Raw genomic sequence first — 17,287 nt, 5'->3', positions numbered from 1 at the left:
TTGTGATTTCCCTTCTGCTTCTCGCTTCGCCCTTCGGTCGGCGAAGTGCGTCTCTGAGTTCATCTCGGTTTCCGAACCCGGCGAATGCTAGTACACGCCCCCGCGGACCCCGGTCGCTGACGGGCGGCGGAATAAGCGGACCACGCCGTCTCAGTTCACTGCTAGGCTATGTGGACCTTGGAGTCTCATATCGCCCGATTCCCGTCCTGGAGGTCCCGCCCGATGCCCGCCCCGCCCGCCGTCGCTCACAAGTGGGCGATCCTCGTGATCGCCTGCATGGCCCAGTTCATGGTCGTCCTCGACAACACCGTCGTCAACGTTGCGTTGCCGTCGATTCAGCGCGGGCTGCAGTTCTCCCCGGCCAATCTGCAGTGGGTCGTCAACGGCTACACGCTCATCTTCGGTGGCTTCCTCCTTCTCGGCGGGCGGGCGGCGGACCTGCTCGGGCGCCGGCGCCTGTTCATCGCCGGGGTGATCCTGTTCAGCGCCGCGAGCCTGCTCAATGGACTGGCCCAGAGCGGCACGTGGTTGATCCTCGGCCGGGGGCTCCAGGGGCTCGGAGGCGCCCTCGTCTCCCCCGCCGCCCTGTCGATCGTGATGACGACCTTCCGGGATCGCGCCGAGCGCACCCGGGCGCTCGGGGTGTGGTCGGCGATCGCCGCCGCCGGCGCCGCCTCCGGCCTGCTGCTCGGGGGCGTCCTCACCGACCTCGTCTCCTGGCGTTGGAACTTCTTCGTCAACCTCCCCGTCGGCGCGGTGACGGTGCTGATGGCCCTCCGCTACATCCCCGAGTCGACCGCCGAGCTCGGTCACCGCCGGTTCGACGCGCTCGGCGCGACGACGGTGACGGCCGGGCTGCTCGCGCTCGTGTTCGGGATCGTCAAATCCCAGACCTGGGGCTGGGGTAGCGACCGGACGCTCGGTGTCCTCGCTGCGGGCGTGCTCCTACTCGGTGCGTTCCTGCTGCTCGAGAGCCGCAGTGCCGCCCCGCTTGTCAAGCTCACGATCTTCCGGGTCCGCTCGATCGCCACGGCGAACGTCGTCATGCTCCTCGTCGCCTCGGGGATGTTCGGCATGTTCTTCTTCGCCTCCCTGTACGTACAGGACATCATGGGCTATGACCCGCTCCAGGCCGGGCTCGCCTTCCTCCCCGTGTCCGTCGGGATCATCCTCGGCGCCGGCGTCTCCCAGGCGCTCATCCCCCGCATCGGCGTCCGCAACATGGCGGTCGCGGGGCTCAGTCTCGCTGCGGCCGGGCTGCTCTACCTCACCCGTGTCCCCGACACCCACGCCCACTACGTCACCGACCTCCTCGTCGGCCTCTTCCCGCTCGCCATCGGCATGGGCTTCACGTTCGTGCCGATCACGCTGCTGGGGACCTCGGGCGTCGGCAACGACGACGCCGGGCTCGCTTCCGGGCTCTTCAACAGCGCCCAGCAGGTCGGTGGCTCGCTCGGGCTCGCCATCCTCGCGACACTGTCGGCCTCCCGCACCGGCGCCCTTCTCAAGGGCCACACCGGTGTCGTCGCGGCGACCGTCTCGGGCTACCACGTCGCGTTCCTCGCGGCTGCGATCATGCTCGGGACCGGCGCTGCGGCGATCGTGCTCTTCCTCCGCCGCCGCCATCTCAGCGGTCTCGAGCTCGATCCCGGCGCGATCCTCACCGCCGCATGAGAGCGCAGGGCCGGCGTCGTTCGGGGGCCGAGGGCCCGACCCGCGCCGGCCCGCTCAGGCCCGACTGCGGGCGCCGTCACGTCCTAGGATGGTGAGAATGGGCTCGGCGTCGACCACCGCTTCTGAGGGATCGCACCGGCGTCCGCGCGCAGACGCGGCTCGCAACCGCGAGCGGATCCTCCAGGCCGCCTCCGAGCTGTTCCGAGACCGCGGTCTCGAGGTGCCGGTGACCGAGATCGCCGACCGGGCCGGGGTCGGCCGGGCCACCCTGTTTCGGAATTTTCCGACCAAGGCCGACCTCGTCACGGCCATCATCGCCGAACGGATGCGGGCGGCCGTCGACCTCGGACAGGCGCTGCTGCGCGCCGGTGAGCCGCGCGGGGGGTTGCTGGCGAGCCTGATCGACCCGATCGCCGAGGGTCAGCAGATCGACCGGGCCCTCTTTGAAGGGGTCGGGGCGGAGGAACTGTTCGACAGCCCCGAGATCCAGGCGGTCCACTCCGAGCTGATCGGCGTGATCGACGCGCTGATCGGCGCCGATCACGCCGCGGGCACGATCCGCGGAGACATCGGCGCCTTTGACGTCCTGATGCTGATCAAGGGTGCCTGCAAAGTCGCCGTCGAGGTGAGCGGCGAGGATGGCCGCCGCGTTCTCGCGCGGCAAATGACGCTTGTCCGGTCGGCGATCAGCGCCGTCGCGGAATCCGACTGCCCACTGCCCGGGGGCCCGTTGACCCCCGAGGATTACGCCCGCGCCCACCGCTGTACCGGGCGGGCGTGAGGCTCAGCGACGGAGGCCGAGCTCCTTGATCAGCGAGCGGTAGCGCTCGAGATCGTTGTGCTGGAGGTAGTCGAGCATCCGGCGACGCTGGCCGACGAGCATCAGCAGGCCACGCCGGGAGTGATGGTCCTTCTTGTGCGCCCGCAGGTGGTCGGTCAGCTGGTTGATGCGTGCGGTGAGCAGGGCCACCTGCACCTCGGTCTTGCCGGTGTCGCTGGGTGACTCACCGAACTTGGTGATCAGCTCAGCCTTCATTTCCTGGGTCAAAGTCATGGGAGACGCTCAGGCTAGCAGGGTCCCCGCCCGCCTCGGGCGCGTCGTGCGCGCCGAGCTGGCGGCGCGTTTCCGCGACGTCGGCTCGCATCTGGGCGATCAGCGGCTCGACCGTGGCGAAGCGCGCCTCGCCTCGGAGAAAGGCGTGGAACTCGACGGTCAGGATCCTTCCGTAGAGGTCACCGCTGAAGTCGAGCAGGTGCGCCTCAACGAGCGGAGCGAGTCCGTCACCGAAGGTCGGGCGGACCCCGACGCTGACGGCGGCCGGCCGGTCGCCGACCCAGCAGGCGTACACGCCGTAGGCGGGACAGAGCAGCTCGGAGGCGATGGCGAGATTGGCGGTCGGGAAGCCGAGCTCGCGTCCGCGCCGGTCCCCGCCGATCACCTCTCCGCGGATCCGGAACGGGCGGCCGAGGAGCCGGTTGGCCTCCCTCAGGTGGCCGTCGCGCAGCAGCTCGCGGATGCGGCTGGAGGAGATCGTCTCCCCGTCGGCGGCGACGAGCGGCTCGACGCGGGTGCGGAACCGCGGGTCGGCGCCGAGCAGGTCGGTGCTGCCGCGGGCACCGTGGCCAAAGCGGAAGTTGTCACCGACGGCCACCTCGGTCGCCCCGAGCGTCTCGACGAGCACATGGTCGATGAACGCCTCCGGGGTCTGGTGGGCGAAGCGGTCGTCAAAGGGGATCACGACGAGCTCGCTGACCCCGAGCTCGGCGATCAGTTCCGCCTTCAGGTCGAGGCTCGTCAACAGCTTCGGGGCCCGGGCCGGATCGACGACGGCCGCGGGGTGCGGTTCGAAGGTGAGGACGGTGTCAGCGTCGCCGATCACCCGTCGGTGCCCGAGGTGCACCCCGTCGAACTCGCCGACCGCGACGCGACGCGGGCGCGGCCTGACGTCTGCGAGCTGCGTCACGTCCATCGCCGGGCAAGCCTAGCCACGAAAGCCGACGACCGGCTTGATGGTGCCGTCGGGTCGGGGTTCGGCGACGGCGATGAGACCGTCGTGGTCGAGCAGGCGTACCGCCACCGGAGCATCCGCAGCCCCGGCGACCGGGTCGGAGCCGGGGGGAACCGACACAGGCTGGCCGTGTCCGGCTCGCACGGCAGCACCGGGGTCGAGCGTGACCCCGGGGAGGAAGGTGAGCGCGTCCCCAAGGTCGATCAGTGCCTCAGGGTCGGCGGCGGCGACCTCAAAGGGGCCGATGCCGGTGCGCCGCAACTCCTCACAGTAGGCGTCCCCGAGGGCCATCACGAGCGATCGCACGTAGGTCCCCGACCCGCAGCGAATCCGGTAGGCCCGGCGGTCGGCGTCACGCCACAGCTCGTCGAAGGCGAACACGTCGACCGTCCGCTCAGGTACCTCGACGGCGACCCCGGCCCGGGCGAGGTCGTAGGCGCGGCGGCCGCCGATCTTGATCGCCGAGTAGGCCGGAGGGCGCTGACGCAACCGCCCGGTCGGCAGGGGCAGGTCACCGTCGGGCAGCACGCCGGTCTCGGTGATGGTCCCGTCGCGATCACCGGTGTCCGACCGGGCGCCGAAGTGGGCGACGACGTCGTAGCGCTTCTCGAGCGCCATCACGTACCGCTGAACACGAGTCGCCCGGCCGACGAGGATGAGCAGCAGGCCGGTCGCGAACGGGTCGAGCGTGCCGGCGTGCCCGACCTTGGTGCCGCGGGGCAGACGACGGCGCTGCCCGGCAACGACGTCATGGGAGGTGACTCCGGCGGGCTTGTCGACGAGGATGACGCCGTCAGGCACCGAGCTGTCGCTCCAACGCCGCGCGCAGGAACGCCACGAGCGGCTCCCAGGCGAGCGAGGTGGTGAACCCGGCCGCTGCGCGGTGACCGCCGCCGCCGAGTTCCCGAGCGATCGCGGAGACGTCCACCCGGTCATCACTGGCCCGCAGCGACACCTTGCGCACCCGCGCCCCGTCGGATGTCAGCTCGGCGGCGCCGGTGGGGTCGAGCCGGTCCCGGACGAGCGCGGCCATCACCGTGTCCCGGACGGCGCGCAGGTGATCGATAACCCCCTCGGAGTAGCTGCTCTCCGCGGCTGCGCCGGCGAAGTCCTCTGCGCTGAGCTGGCTGACGATCAGGCGCCCGTCGTCATAGCGCTCGACGCGGCTGAGCCCGCGGGCGAGCAGGGCCAGCTTGGCGTAGGGAACGTCTTCGTAGACCCGGCGGTAGATGCGGTGCACCTCGATGCCGGCGGCGATCAGCTCCGCTGCCATCAGGTGCGAACGGGGGCTCGTGCTGTCGTAGTTGAACGAACCGCTGTCGGTGAGCAGTCCGACATACAGCGCCTCGGCGATCTGAGGCGTGAGCTCGGCGCCGAGGGCGCCCATCAGGCCCCAGACGATCTCCGCCGTGCAGGAGGCCTCGGCGTCGACGTGATTGACCGTGCCAAAGCGGGTGTTGTCGTGGTGGTGGTCGACGTTGAGGATCTTCGCCCCCGGAATGCAGAGGGCCGCCGCCGCGGGGTTGCGGTCGATGTTGCCGCAGTCGAGAAAGACGAGGGTGCGTTCAGCGAGATCGGTGGGCGGCGCCGAGATGTGGCCCGGGAGGCCGAGGAAGCCGTACTCGTAGGGAAGCGGGAACTCGCCGTCAACGATGTAGAGCACGCTGTCCTTGCCCAGCTGAGTGAGGATCAGCTGGGTGGCGATGAGCGAACCCAGCGCATCACCGTCGGGGTGCTCGTGGGTGACGACCACGAGCTTGTCAGCCTCACGCAGCGCGGCGATGAGCTGATCCCGAGCGAGCGCGGCGCGGAGCGGGGCGGGTGCGCTCACGGGTGCTCGGTCCCCCCGCGGTCGAGCTCTGCCACCAGCGCGGTGATCCGCATCCCGTGGTCGACGGACTCGTCGTAGTGGAAGCCGAGGGTCGGGGTGTGCTTGAGCCGCAGGCCCGCGGCGACGCACCCCTGGAGGTAGCCGTGGGCGCAGCGCAGGCCCTCGAGGCTCGCCTCCTGCTCCTCCTCAGTGCCGAGCACACTCACATAGACCCGGGCGTGCCGGAGATCAGGACTCGTTTTCACGGCGGTGACGGTCACGAATCCCACCCGGGGGTCGAGCAGTTGGGTGGAGATCGCCTCCGACAGCACGGCGCGCATCGCCTCGTCGACACGGCGCATTCTCGCGCCGGCCATGCTATCGGAGGCTCCCGAACACGACGGTGGCCTCAGCGCTCAGGCGAGCTCGCGCTCGACCTGACGCGTCGCATAGGCCTCGACGACATCGCCTTCCCGGATATCGGCGTAGTCCTTGAGCGTGATGCCGCAATCGAAGCCGCTGGCAACCTCACGAACGTCCTCACTGATGCGCCGCAGGGACGCGATCTCACCCGTGTAGATGACGGTCCCGTCACGCACAAGGCGGACCCGGCCACCACGGGTCAGCTTGCCCTCGGTGACGTGGGAGCCGGCGATCGTGCCGACGCGAGAGGCCCGGAAGATCTGGCGGACCTCCGCCGAGCCGACGGCGTCCTCGACCTCCTCGGGAGCGAGCATCCCCTGCATCGCCTGGCGCAGCTCCTCCATCGCACGGTAGATGACGCTGTAGGAGCGGATCTCGACGCCCTCGCGGTCCGCGACCGCACGGGCGTCGCCGACCGGCCGGACGTTGAATGCGAGGATGATCGCGTCCGAGGCGGCCGCGAGCATCACGTCTGACTCGGTGACCGCGCCGACCGCCTTGCGGACGACATTGACGGCAACCTCGTCCTGGGGCAGCTTGGAGATCTCATCCTGGATCGCCTCAAGTGACCCGGCAACGTCGGACTTCAGCACGAGGTTGAGCTCGGCGAGGTCGGACCCGAAGATGTTTTCGAGGCTCACCCGCTTACTCCGCCGGCGGGCGAGCGCCTCGGTCTTGAGCCGGTTCGCCCGCTCGGCGGCCAACTGCTTGGCGCGACGGTCGTTCTCGACCACCCGAAAGCGTTCTCCAGCTTCCGGCACCGAGTCGAACCCGAGCACTTCGACAGGCTCCCCCGGCAGCGCCTGGCTGACCCGGTTACCGAGGAAGTCGCTCATCGCCCGGACGCGGCCCCAGTGGGCCCCGGCGACGACGGCGTCGCCAACCTCCAGCGTGCCACGAACGATCAGCGCGGTGACGACGGCACCGCGTCCGGAGTCGAGCTTCGATTCGATCACCGTCCCCGAAGCGGCCGCCTCCGCGTTGGCGCGCAGCTCCATCAGCTCGGCCTGGGCGACGATCGTGTCGAGCAGATCGTCAAGTCCGTCCTTGGTCCGAGCCGAGACGTCGACGAAGTCGGTGTCTCCACCCCATTCGACCGGCTGGAGGCCGAGTGAGGTCATCTCGGTGCGCACCCGGGTCGGGTCGGCGCCCTCCTTGTCGATCTTGTTGACCGCAACGATCATCGGCACGTCGGCGGTCTTAGCGTGCTCGACCGCCTCCTGGGTCTGGGGCTTGACGCCATCGTCGGCGGCGACGACGATGACGGCGACGTCGGTCACCTTCGCGCCGCGGGCGCGCATCGCCGTGAACGCCTCATGACCGGGCGTGTCGAGAAACGTCACGGTGTGCTCACCGTGGTGGACTTGGTACGCGCCGATGTGCTGGGTGATACCCCCCGCCTCGCCGGCGGCGACCTCGGTCTCTCGGATGGCGTCGAGCAGGCTCGTCTTGCCGTGGTCGACGTGGCCCATGATCGTCACGACCGGGGCGCGGGTGACGAGATCCTCCTCAGCGTCCTCGAACACCGGCTCGGAGATCTCCTCGTCCTCGGAGTGGACGATCTCGACCTGCTTGCCGAGTTCGGCGGCGAGCACCTCGATCGTCTCGTCGGGCAGGGTCTGGGTGAGTGTGCGGAGCTCACCGAGCCCCATCAGCTTCTTGATGATCTCGGCGCTGGAGACGTCGAGATACTCCGCGACATGCTGGACGGTCGAACCGGAGTTGATCCGGATCGTGTCGGGCGTCGTGGGGCCCGTGCGGCTGGGGCGCGACTCGGCCTCCTCGTCATAGACGCCGCGGCGGCGACGTCCACGGCGCTGGCGCCGCGGCGGCTGGTTGGCCGGTCCGGGACCGGGCCCGCCTCCCGGGCCGCCAGGACCACCGGGCGCGCGGCGTGAGGCCTGGGCATCGATGACCACCCGGCGCCGTCCGCCGGGTGAGCTGGCCGGGGTCCGCTCGCCCTGAAGCGAATCGCGGGTCGGCCGGGCCGACTTCTGCGGGTTCTCACCGGCCGGCGGTGGCGCGGCGGAGGAACCGTTGTTCTCGGGGCCCTTGCTCATTGGGACTCAGTGTAGGCAGGCACGTCGGGGGTCCGGATCGCCTTGGGCGATCAGGCCCCGTCGACCTGGTCGGTGTCCTTGCCGACGAGCGCCTGGTGGGCGTCGAGGCCGCAGTAGCGCGAGCCGGGGAGTGCGGCGTTGGGGCAGCGCCGTCCGTTGCTGAGGATCGCCGCGCAGCGGCCGGAGGTCTCCTCCTCCTCATACCCGTGCTCGGCCTCCTCAGCGGCGAACTCGGTCTCGGAGCGAATGTCGATCCGCCAGCCGGTGAGGCGGGCGGCAAGTCGGGCGTTCTGGCCTTCTCGGCCGATCGCGAGGCTGAGCTGGTCGTCGGGTACGATCACCGTCGCCTGCTTGGCGTCATCGTCGACGAGCACCTCCCGCACGCGGGCGGGTGAGAGCGCCTTGGCGACGAACCGGGCCGGCTCGTCGTTGTAGGGGATGATGTCGATCTTCTCCCCGCGCAACTCGGAGACGACCATCCGTACCCGGGAGCCGCGCGGGCCGACGCACGCGCCGACCGGGTCGACACCGTCGACGTGAGAGACGACGGCGATCTTGGATCGGTAGCCGGGTTCGCGGGCGACGCCGGTGATCTCGACGAGGCCGTCGGCGATCTCGGGCACCTCGAGCTCGAACAGTGAGCGGATGAGTTCTGGATCGCGACGGCTCACGATGATCGACGGCCCCTTGGTCGAGTTCGAGACATCCTTGATGACCGCCTTGATTCGCTGGGAGTGGTCGTAGCGTTCACCGTCGACCTGTTCGGATTTGGGAAGGAGGGCCTCGACGCGCTCACGGAGCTGTACGAGCGTGTAGCGCGAATCAGACTGCTGGACGATGCCGGTGATCAGTTCGCCGACCCGGTCGCGGTACTCCTCGAACATGTTGTCGCGTTCGGCCTCACGAATCCGCTGGAAGATCACCTGCTTGGCGGTTTGAGCGGCGATCCGTCCAAAGCCCTGGGGTGTGACGTCGGCTGTCTCGATCTGGTCCTCGTACTCCTTGAGCTTCTCGAGGTCGAGCTCGGGTGCGGCGGGCTCGCGCAGTTCGCCCGTCTCAGGGTCGTGGGCGAGCTCCTGCTCGTCGGAGGCCTCGACGAGCAGCTGCTCCTCCAGTTCGGGCGGGATCTTCAGCTCAAAGACCCGGAAGTCGCCGCTGTCGCGGTCCATCTCGACCTTCGCGTAGGGCGCCGCTCCGGGCGTCTTCTTGTAGGCGGACAGCAGCGCGTCCTCCAGCGCCTCCATCAGCTTCTCGTAGGAGATGTTCTTCTCAGCGGCCAGGCCACGGACGGCCTCGACGATTTCCTTGGACATGGTTTCTCTCAGTCTCCAGGTACGAGGTTGGAGCGGACGATCTCGGCGTAGGGAATCGCGACGACCCCGCTGGGCGCGGCGATGGTCACCGTCTCCTCCGTAGCGCCGACGAGCTCCCCCATCAGGTTGCGGTGCCCGTCACGCGCCTCCCGCAGGCGCAGCCTCGCCTGGCGCCCGAGGAACTGGCGGAAGTGCGAGGGTTTGGTCAGCGGACGGTCCGCTCCCGGTGAGGACACCTCGAGGCTGAAGCGGTCGCAATAGTCCCCCAGCAGGTGGGTGACCTGTTCGCAGAGCGCAAGCGTGACCCCGTCTGGCGCGTCGATGAAGACCCGCAGCACGTCCGCGCCGACCACCTCGACGAGGAGCACCTCGACGTGTGGAGCGGTGCTCGCCAGGTGCTTCTCGATCTCGGTTGCGATGTCACTCACGGTCTGCTCCAGCAGGAAAATCTCATAAAAAAAGCGGGCGAGCGCCCACTTTCGGTACGGCCGCCAGGTTCTCCCTGGCCTGACGAAAGCTGTCGTCGGAGGGTAGCACCCATCACCCGCTGCTGGGGACGGATCAGCCCCGGTCCGGAGGGTGCTCGGAGGAGGCCGCGTACGGGTTGGGGGCATCGGGCCCGGTGGCGGCCCGTGCCCGGTCGGCATACATGCGGTAGTCCGGACGGCTCGGCTGAAGATGGGCGGCGAGCGTGAGCGGCGGCCGGGCCTCGGCGTGGCGGCCCAACTGCTGGAGGCTGCGGCCCAGGCAGAAGAGGGCGAAGTGGTTGGTCGGCTCCTTCTCCGTCACCGCCCGGAACTGGTCGGCGGCCTCCTGATAGCGCTGGACGTGAAAGAGCGCCCGCCCGTAGGCCTCACGGATCGATGCCGCCTCCGGAGACCGCGCGGCCGCCTGGTGGAGCGAGACGAGCGCCTGATGGTTGTGACCGTGATCGAGCAGATCGACTCCCCGCCGGAACAGCTCATAGACATCGTCCATGCCGATGAGTCTATGCCCCCTGCGGCCGCTCGCCCGTGGCCCGTGCCGTCGCCGCGGGCGCCTGGCGGGACCGTCAGGCCGCAGCGCCCGCGGGGGGTCTCCAGCGCGCCGGCGGCAGGGCCCGAACGGCCCGCAGCCACCCGCGCCAGCCGTGGCCGGCCGCAAGTGCGCGCCGCAGCGCGGCGCGGTCGCTCAGCGCGGGCGCGCGGCCGCCGGCACCGAAGCGCGCCGCCTCGAGGTCGCTCAGGTAGCGAGCCGCCGCCGCGGTCAGCCCCGGATCACCAGCGAGCGCTCTCCAGGTCGCTCCCGGGGACAGCGGGCGGCCACAGACCCGGTAGGCACGCTCGCATTCAGCCGACAGCGCCGGCCAGCTCGGGGGTAACCGCCACCGCCGGCGGGCCGACAGCGCCAGTCCGGCGAGCAGCACCCCCCCACCGGCGAGGATCACGAGCACCGGCAGTCCGCCACCGGTGCGGTGGTTGGGCGAACCGAGAGCTCCCCCGCCGCGCCCTGTGGCGGCGAGCCGCGCGTGACCGCCCAACGGTGGCCTTGGCCCGTGGGCTCGCCCGCCGGTCCGTCCGACTGCGCTGCCGGCCGGCGTGGGCAGGGTGGCGGGAAGGGCAACCGGGGCGCTCACCGCTGGGGTTGCCGCTCCGGCCGGGGTGGGATCGACCGTCACCCAACCCCACCCGGGAAACCACACTTCGACCCAGGCATGGGCGTCTCGGTCGCTGACGAGGTAGGTGTGACTCCCCGGTCGGCGGGTGCCGGTGCTGAAGCCGACGGCCACCCGAGCCGGGATGTGCGCGAGGCGCAGGAGCAGGGCCATCGCCCCGGCGAACTGTTGGCAGTAGCCCGCGTGGGTGACGTCGAGGAAGCTGACGAGCGGGGCGCTCCCGCCGGGCGGCGGCGTAAGGGTGTAGCGGAACCCGTGGCGGAGGTAGTTCTCGATCACGGCGACCCGGGCGGCGATCGTGGGTGCGCCGGCCGTGAGGCGCCGCGCGAGCGCGACGACCGGAGCGTAGGCGGCCGGCAGGGCCGGCAGCCGCGTGAACGGGGCGAGGGCGGCCGGCACCCGGGAGCCGGCGGCCGTGAGCTGGGCTGCGGTTGGGGTCGGGGTGTAGACCCGGACGCGATAGCGGTCGCCGGACTGGAGCAGAAAGGCCGTCACCCAGGTACCGGGGCCGGCACCTGGGCTCAGGTCCGGCAGCCGCGGGGCCGCCGCCGTACCGGCGGCGAAGACGAGTTTGGAATACACCGCCCCGACCTCCACGGTGAGCGTCTGGGTGTCGGCACGACGGTGGGCGGCGCTGACGCCGAGCAGCGCCGGCGGACCGCCCGGTGACGCTACCCAGGAGCGGCCGTTGAAGGCGTCGAGGTCCTCGGCCTTCCAGTAGGCGGGATGGGCTGCCGAGACGGTGAGTACCGACGCCCCGGTGCGTGGCCAGGCGGCGGCACCGTAGGTCTGCTGCCAGTTGAACACCTCCGCCGCCGCGGCGTCGCTGACGACCAGCCGTTCGCCGCTGCTGAACGGCAGCGCGACGCGGCTGCCGGCGCTCGCGCCGAGTCCGATCGCCCCGATCACAGCCGCGGCGATGACCGTCCCGGTGGCCGCCCCTCGGCGGGACGGGTGGACCCTGGGACCGAGCGCGAGGGCCGCGGCGAGCAGAGCGGTGATGAGCGCATGCAGGTACAGCAGGCGGGGGGCGACGATCGCGGACGGGATCACGCCGAGCGGAAGCAGTGCGACCGCGCTGAGGCCGAGTCGACCGCTGGCGGGGCTGTCGCGGACGGTGCCGAAGGCCGTCGCCGACAGTCCGAGCAACAGGGCCGCCCCCAGGACGATCACGACGGTTACGTGCGGGTTGTTGCCCCGGTAGGGCACGAGCAGTCCCGGAAGGGCACCGAGGCCGGCGGCGATCCCGTCGGCGACCCGGCCCCAGTGCAGCGTCACCAGCGTCGTCGCCGCCACCCCGGATCCGATCAGGATCGCGGCGAGGGCGAGGAGCCCGAACAGTCCGGTGAGCCCCGCCCGCAGCGGTGCCGCCGGACGAGGCAACCGTCGGAGTCTCCGCATCGCCGCAGCGAGCAGACCCGCCAGCGCCAGCATCAGAAACAGCCGTCCCGCTCCGCCGGCGCCGAGCAGCGTGCTCCAGCGCGCGGTGCCGTAAAGAGCGAGGGCCGTCCAGGCCAGCCAGCTGCCCGCGGGTCGCCGTCCCGGCGGCACCGCGGTGGCTGGCGCCCCGGGTCGCTGGTCCGCGGTGATCGCCGTCGCACTCACCCCCGCTCCTCCCCCAGGCGCACGGCTCGGCACCCGGCGACCCTCGCCCAGGCATCGCCGCCGGGGTCCCAGCCCGACGACGAGGTGACTTCCGGGAGCACGACGATGACGTCCGCTCGGCGGTGCTCGCCGAGTCCGCCCAGGAGCCCGGGGTCGACGCAGAGGTAGATGACCGCCGAGCCGGCCGGGGGGAGCGCGGGGGCCGGCGCGTCGAGGGGGGCGAGTGGCAGCAGCGCGAGGGCGAGGTGGGCGCCCGGCCAGCCGGCCAAGCCAGGCGCGACGGTGATCGGTCGCGGACCCAGCCACAGCTGCACTGGGACGGTCCGGGCCAGCTCGACGGTGAGCGAGGCCGCCGCACGGATGATCGCCGCCAGCGGGTCCTCGGTTCCGCGACGGTGGGAGCGCGGATCGACGACGATCGCGGGCGGCCCGGTCGGCTCCTGGCCGTGCACGCGCTCGAGCAGGTCGCCGCTGCGGGCGAGGGACGCCCAGTGGATCCGCGATGCGGGCGTCCCCGGCTGGTAGGGGCGCAGGCCGACGAGATCAATCCCGGGAGCGAGGGGTGCTCCCGTCCGGGCGGCCGCAAGCCGGCGCCGCCCCTCCGCTGGCGCCCATTGAACGGGTTCGGTGCGCGGCAAAACGATCACCTCGACGGCGTGTGCCGCGGTGGCAGCTCCACGTTCGCTGAGGGCGAGGGGATCGGCTGACACGAGCGTCGGTGCTGGGATCTGGAGACGCCCGCGGCCCGCAACGGGAGCGCCGATCATCAGCCCGCGGCGGCGTCGGCGCCGATCACCACGGTCAGTGGTCGGGGATCCGGCGTCCGCCAGCCAGACTGGCTGGGGGAGCAGTGGGTGGGACAGGCGTAGGCCAGCGAACCCCCACGGACGCGGCGTCGAGACGGTGACCTTGATGCGCAACGTTTCACCCTCAACGACCGACACGGCGTCCACCCGGCAGTCGATCTCGATTCCGCGCACGCGCAGCCATGTCCACGCCGGGGCGATCGCCGCGAGGCAGACGAGCATCGCGCCGCTCACCCCGAGGGTCGGCCCCGCGACGGTGACGCCGATGGCCAGCAGCAGCAGACCACCTGCACCCAGGACGAGAGCGGGCCGGGCCCTCAGCCTGTGCGGATCAGGGTGAGCGTGGGGCTCAGCGTGCGGGAGTCGACGCAACGGCATCAGCGACGACCTCCGCCGCGGCGGTGTGTGGCGCCTGCGGGGCAAGCACGAGGCGGTGGGCGAGGACGGGCTCGGCGAGGGCCTGCACGTCGTCCGGAAGCGCGTGGTCGCGGCCGTGGAGAAGCGCGCGCGCCTTGGCCGCCCGCAGCAGCATCAACCCCGCCCGCGGACTCGCGCCGAGACTGACGCGCGGGTCGGCGCGGGTCCGGGTGAGCAGGGCGACGACGTAGGCGTGCAGTGCGGGCGTGCAGTGCAGGGCGCGGGCGGCCGCCTGGGCGGCACACAGCGCCGGTGCGCCGGCGACCGCGGTCAGCTCCTCAGCCGGGTCGCTGAGGAGGTGGGTGGCCAGCATCTCCGCTTCCGCGAGCGGCTCGGGGTAGCCGAGGGTGATGCGGACCATGAAGCGGTCGATCTGGGCCTCAGGCAGAGGGTAGGTGCCCTCGAACTCGAGCGGATTCTGCGTGGCGAGCACGATGAACGGAGCCGCCAACTCGTGGCTGGCCCCGTCGACCGTGACGCGCCGCTCCTGCATGCATTCGAGCAGCCCGGCCTGTGCCTTCGGTGACGCGCGGTTGATCTCGTCAACGAGAACGACGTTGGCGAACACCGGCCCGGGGCGGAAACTGAAGGTTCCCGAACGCGGGTTATAGACGTTGACACCGACGATGTCGCTGGGCATCAGATCAGGACTGCACTGGATCCGGGCCATCCGGCAGTCGAGTGAGTGCGCGAGTGCGCGAGCGAGCGTCGTCTTGCCGACCCCCGGCAATCCCTCGATCAGCACGTGACCGTCCGCGAGCAGCGCGACGGCGAGCAGTTCTGACACCGCCGGATCCGCCGTCACGGCGCGGGCGAGATTGGCGACGAGCGCTCGGGCGATCATCCCCGCCTGGACGGTCTCAGGCGACGCCACCGGGCCCACCGTCGGCGACACCGGCCGACAGGACTGCCGGAGCGGCTGGAGCAGTCCCGCGGCGCAGCGCGACGATCGTGTCGAGGATCGTTTCGGCGATCGCCGCCTTGGAGGCCTTGGTCACCGTCTCGGCCCCGGTTGCGGTGATCAGGGTCACCTCGTTCTCGGCGCTGTCGAAACCGATGTCCGAACGGGAGACGTCGTTCACGACGACGAGATCGAGGCCCTTGCGCTCGAGTTTGTCCGCGCCGTAGGCGACCGCGCCGGCCCCATGCTCGGCGGCGAAGCCGACGAGCGTCTGGCCGGGACGGCGTTGACTCGCGAGGCGGGCGAGGATGTCAGTCGTCGGCTCGAGGGCGATCTCGGTGAGCGGAACCGTCGTCTTCTTGAGCTTGTGGGCGGCCGGACGGGCGGGACGGAAGTCGGCGACGGCGGCAGTCATCACAAGCACGTCGGCGGCGGGGAAGACGCGCTCGGCGGCCACGAGCATCTCCGCGGCCGTACCGACCCGGATCACCTCAGCCCCGGCAGGTGTCGGCAGGGTGACGTTGGCCGACAGGAGCGTCACCTGAGCGCCTCTGCGGCGCGCCGCGGCGGCGACCGCATACCCCATCCGACCGGAGGAGTGATTGCCGATGTAGCGCACCGGATCGATCGGCTCGCGTGTCCCACCGGCACTGACGAGCACCCGCAGTCCCTCCCATGAGCTGTCCGTCTCACGGTGGGCGGTCTCGACGGCGGCGAGCAGTTCAGCCGGCTCGGGCAGGCGCCCGATACCGGCCTCACCGCGGGAGGCGAGCGCGCCACTGGCGGGCTCGAGCACGCAGACGCCTCGCGCCCGGAGCGTCGCGACATTGGCTTGCGTCGCCGGGTGCAGGAACATGCGGTTATTCATCGCGGGTGCGAGCAGCAGAGGGCAGTCGGCGGCGAGCGCGGCGGTCGTGACGAGGTTGTCGGCAATCCCGACGGCGAGTTTGGCGAGCGTGTTGGCGCTCGCCGGAGCGATGAGATAGACATCGGCGCGCTCGACCAGGGCGAGGTGGCTGATCGGCACCCAGTCCGCCGCGGCGTCGCCGGGGTAGCCGCCCCGTGCCGGGTCCGCCTCGAACTCGGAGGCGAGGACTGGCGCCCCGGTGATGGCAGCGAAGGCGGCGGTGCCGACGAACCGCTCGCTCGTGGGCGTTTGGATGACCCGCACCTGATGACCCGCCCGTGTCGCGAGGCGGACCAACTCGAGGGCCTTGTAGGCGGCGATACCGCCGGTCACGCCGATGAGCAGCCGCATCTCGACAACGGTGACAGATCAGTCGAACCGGCGGCGCCGTCGGGCTCTGGTGGCGCGGGGCTGGCCGCCGACGTCACGGGCCGGGCGGTCGGGACGTCGGACCGGGCCGCGCCGTCACGGGCCCGAAGAACCGGCGCCGTGGTCGCCTCAGCGGTACTGGTACTTGAGCTTGCCCTGAGCGACCTCTTCCATGGCGATCGTCAGGTAGTTCTTGGAGCGGGTTTCCACCATCGGCGGGGGAAACTCATCAAAGGTGCCCTCCCCGAGGCTGTGGTAGTAGGAGTTGATCTGTCGGGCGCGTTTGGCCGCGACGATCACGCTCGCATAGTCGGAGTCGACGTTCTTGAGCAGCTTGTCGATGCGGGGAGAGATCACGTGAAGTCCTCGGGTCGTTTCCTCTGGGCCATCTTAGAGGGTGCGCGGCGGACCGGACTCGGCGCGGACGATCGCCTCGAGGGCACCGATCGCGTGATCGAGGCGATCGTTGATGACGACGTGAGCGAACTCCCCGCGGGCGGCGAGTTCGTCATCGGCTGCTCGCAGGCGAGCGTCGATCTGGGCGGGCCCGTCCGTTCCCCGTCCGCGGAGGCGAGCGGCGAGCGCCTCCTTCGACGGCGGGGCGATGAACACCGCCACCGAGTCGGGGAGCACCGCGCGCACCTGACGTGCGCCCTGGAGCTCGATCTCGAGCAGCACCGAGGCACCAGCGGCCAAATGGCGGTCGAGTTCTGCGCGCAGGGTCCCGTAGCAGTTCCCCGCGTAGCGAGCGTGCTCGACGAACGCGCCTGCCGCGACGCGGTCGGTGAACTCAGTGGGCGACAGGAAGTGGTAGTCGACGCCGTCAACCTCGCCGGGGCGCGGCTGCCGGGTTGTCGCCGACACCGCGAGCACCAGCTCGGGCATCCGCTCCCGAAGTCCCCGCACGAGCGTCCCCTTCCCCACTCCGGCCGGCCCGACGATGACGAAGACCTTCGCCACCCCGCCCAGCCCTCAGCGGCGCCGCATCAGCTCAACGAGCTCGGTCCGCTGACGCTCGGAGAGCCCGCCGATGGTCTTGCTCGGCGAGATCCGGCAGGTGGTGAGGATCTTGTTGACCTTGACGCGGCCGTACTTCGGTACGGCCAGGAGAAGATCGAAGACCTTGGCGGAGTCGAGGTAGTCGGGCGGGTTGAGCAGAAGTTCGTGGATCGGTTGGCGTCCGGCCTTGAGATCACGCTTGAGCTGAGCGCGACGACTGCGGATGTCGTTGGCGCGCTGGAGTGCCTCCATCCGCTGCTGCAGGGATCGTTCCGGCGCTGCGATGGGCTTTGTTGTGGACTGATCACTGACCGGCGGCATGGGCGGCGACTATACATCC

Annotated in this window: 18 protein-coding genes; 2 read left to right on the top strand and 16 right to left on the bottom strand. The window is 70.8% G+C overall.

Annotated features, from left to right (window positions below; translation table 11 throughout):
• Positions 1-222 precede the first annotated feature (222 nt).
• Together M3M55_RS11360 and M3M55_RS11355 are read left to right on the top strand one after the other, a co-directional pair.
• Positions 223-1,674, top strand: a complete 1,452-nt coding sequence (locus M3M55_RS11360) for an MFS transporter (protein WP_249009619.1) — start codon at positions 223-225, stop codon at positions 1,672-1,674.
• A 97-nt stretch (positions 1,675-1,771) separates the two neighbouring features.
• Positions 1,772-2,455 carry a TetR/AcrR family transcriptional regulator gene (locus M3M55_RS11355; protein WP_249009618.1) on the top strand — a complete coding sequence of 228 codons (684 nt, stop codon included), beginning with the start codon at positions 1,772-1,774 and terminating at the stop codon, positions 2,453-2,455.
• Between the two features lie 3 nt (positions 2,456-2,458).
• On the opposite strand, the gene rpsO is transcribed toward M3M55_RS11355, so the two are convergent.
• The 16 genes from rpsO to mihF all read right to left on the bottom strand — a co-directional run bounded on the left by rpsO (position 2,459) and on the right by mihF (position 17,268).
• Complete coding sequence (rpsO, locus tag M3M55_RS11350; RefSeq protein WP_249009617.1) at positions 2,459-2,728, bottom strand: 30S ribosomal protein S15; 270 nt, start codon at positions 2,726-2,728, stop codon at positions 2,459-2,461.
• The gene (locus M3M55_RS11345; RefSeq protein WP_249009616.1) at positions 2,700-3,644 is read right to left on the bottom strand and encodes a bifunctional riboflavin kinase/FAD synthetase; all 945 of its coding nucleotides are present in this window, start codon (positions 3,642-3,644) and stop codon (positions 2,700-2,702) included. The genes rpsO and M3M55_RS11345 overlap by 29 nt, the downstream gene beginning before the upstream one ends.
• 12 nt (positions 3,645-3,656) lie before the next feature.
• Positions 3,657-4,484: a tRNA pseudouridine(55) synthase TruB gene (gene truB / locus M3M55_RS11340; RefSeq protein WP_249009615.1), complete on the bottom strand. Its 828-nt coding sequence runs from the start codon at positions 4,482-4,484 to the stop codon at positions 3,657-3,659.
• Positions 4,477-5,514: a bifunctional oligoribonuclease/PAP phosphatase NrnA gene (locus M3M55_RS11335; RefSeq protein WP_249009614.1), complete on the bottom strand. Its 1,038-nt coding sequence runs from the start codon at positions 5,512-5,514 to the stop codon at positions 4,477-4,479. Before M3M55_RS11335 ends, truB begins: the two co-directional genes overlap by 8 nt.
• The gene (gene rbfA, locus M3M55_RS11330; protein WP_249009613.1) at positions 5,511-5,870 is read right to left on the bottom strand and encodes a 30S ribosome-binding factor RbfA; all 360 of its coding nucleotides are present in this window, start codon (positions 5,868-5,870) and stop codon (positions 5,511-5,513) included. The genes M3M55_RS11335 and rbfA overlap by 4 nt, the downstream gene beginning before the upstream one ends.
• A 39-nt stretch (positions 5,871-5,909) precedes the next feature.
• The gene (gene infB, locus M3M55_RS11325) at positions 5,910-7,976 is read right to left on the bottom strand and encodes a translation initiation factor IF-2 (protein ID WP_249009612.1); all 2,067 of its coding nucleotides are present in this window, start codon (positions 7,974-7,976) and stop codon (positions 5,910-5,912) included.
• Positions 7,977-8,026: 50 nt separating this feature from the next.
• On the bottom strand, positions 8,027-9,289 hold the full coding sequence (nusA, locus tag M3M55_RS11320) for a transcription termination factor NusA (protein WP_249009611.1): 1,263 nt from the start codon (positions 9,287-9,289) through the stop codon (positions 8,027-8,029).
• Between the two features lie 8 nt (positions 9,290-9,297).
• A complete protein-coding gene (gene rimP / locus M3M55_RS11315) occupies positions 9,298-9,717 on the bottom strand; it encodes a ribosome maturation factor RimP (RefSeq protein WP_249009610.1) in 420 nt (139 codons plus the stop codon).
• A 133-nt stretch (positions 9,718-9,850) separates the two neighbouring features.
• A complete protein-coding gene (locus M3M55_RS11310; RefSeq protein ID WP_249009609.1) occupies positions 9,851-10,267 on the bottom strand; it encodes a tetratricopeptide repeat protein in 417 nt (138 codons plus the stop codon).
• Between the two features lie 73 nt (positions 10,268-10,340).
• A complete protein-coding gene (locus tag M3M55_RS11305) occupies positions 10,341-12,548 on the bottom strand; it encodes a transglutaminase-like domain-containing protein (RefSeq protein WP_249009608.1) in 2,208 nt (735 codons plus the stop codon).
• A complete protein-coding gene (locus tag M3M55_RS11300) occupies positions 12,545-13,732 on the bottom strand; it encodes a DUF58 domain-containing protein (RefSeq protein WP_249009607.1) in 1,188 nt (395 codons plus the stop codon). Before M3M55_RS11300 ends, M3M55_RS11305 begins: the two co-directional genes overlap by 4 nt.
• Positions 13,704-14,645: a MoxR family ATPase gene (locus M3M55_RS11295; RefSeq protein ID WP_249009606.1), complete on the bottom strand. Its 942-nt coding sequence runs from the start codon at positions 14,643-14,645 to the stop codon at positions 13,704-13,706. The genes M3M55_RS11300 and M3M55_RS11295 overlap by 29 nt, the downstream gene beginning before the upstream one ends.
• Positions 14,632-15,930 (bottom strand): bifunctional phosphopantothenoylcysteine decarboxylase/phosphopantothenate--cysteine ligase CoaBC, encoded by a 1,299-nt coding sequence (coaBC, locus tag M3M55_RS11290; protein WP_249009605.1) that lies wholly within the window; start codon positions 15,928-15,930, stop codon positions 14,632-14,634. Before coaBC ends, M3M55_RS11295 begins: the two co-directional genes overlap by 14 nt.
• A 147-nt stretch (positions 15,931-16,077) precedes the next feature.
• The gene (gene rpoZ, locus M3M55_RS11285; RefSeq protein ID WP_249009604.1) at positions 16,078-16,305 is read right to left on the bottom strand and encodes a DNA-directed RNA polymerase subunit omega; all 228 of its coding nucleotides are present in this window, start codon (positions 16,303-16,305) and stop codon (positions 16,078-16,080) included.
• A 33-nt stretch (positions 16,306-16,338) separates the two neighbouring features.
• Complete coding sequence (gene gmk / locus M3M55_RS11280; protein ID WP_249009603.1) at positions 16,339-16,908, bottom strand: guanylate kinase; 570 nt, start codon at positions 16,906-16,908, stop codon at positions 16,339-16,341.
• 12 nt (positions 16,909-16,920) lie between these two features.
• A complete protein-coding gene (gene mihF / locus M3M55_RS11275) occupies positions 16,921-17,268 on the bottom strand; it encodes an integration host factor, actinobacterial type (protein WP_249009602.1) in 348 nt (115 codons plus the stop codon).
• Positions 17,269-17,287 lie beyond the last annotated feature (19 nt).

Origin of the sequence: Conexibacter sp. DBS9H8, from assembly GCF_023330685.1 — a bacterium.
GTDB lineage: Bacteria > Actinomycetota > Thermoleophilia > Solirubrobacterales > Solirubrobacteraceae > Palsa-465.
Note: the sequence above shows the minus strand (reverse complement) of the source record. Positions and strands in the feature narration are given on the sequence as shown.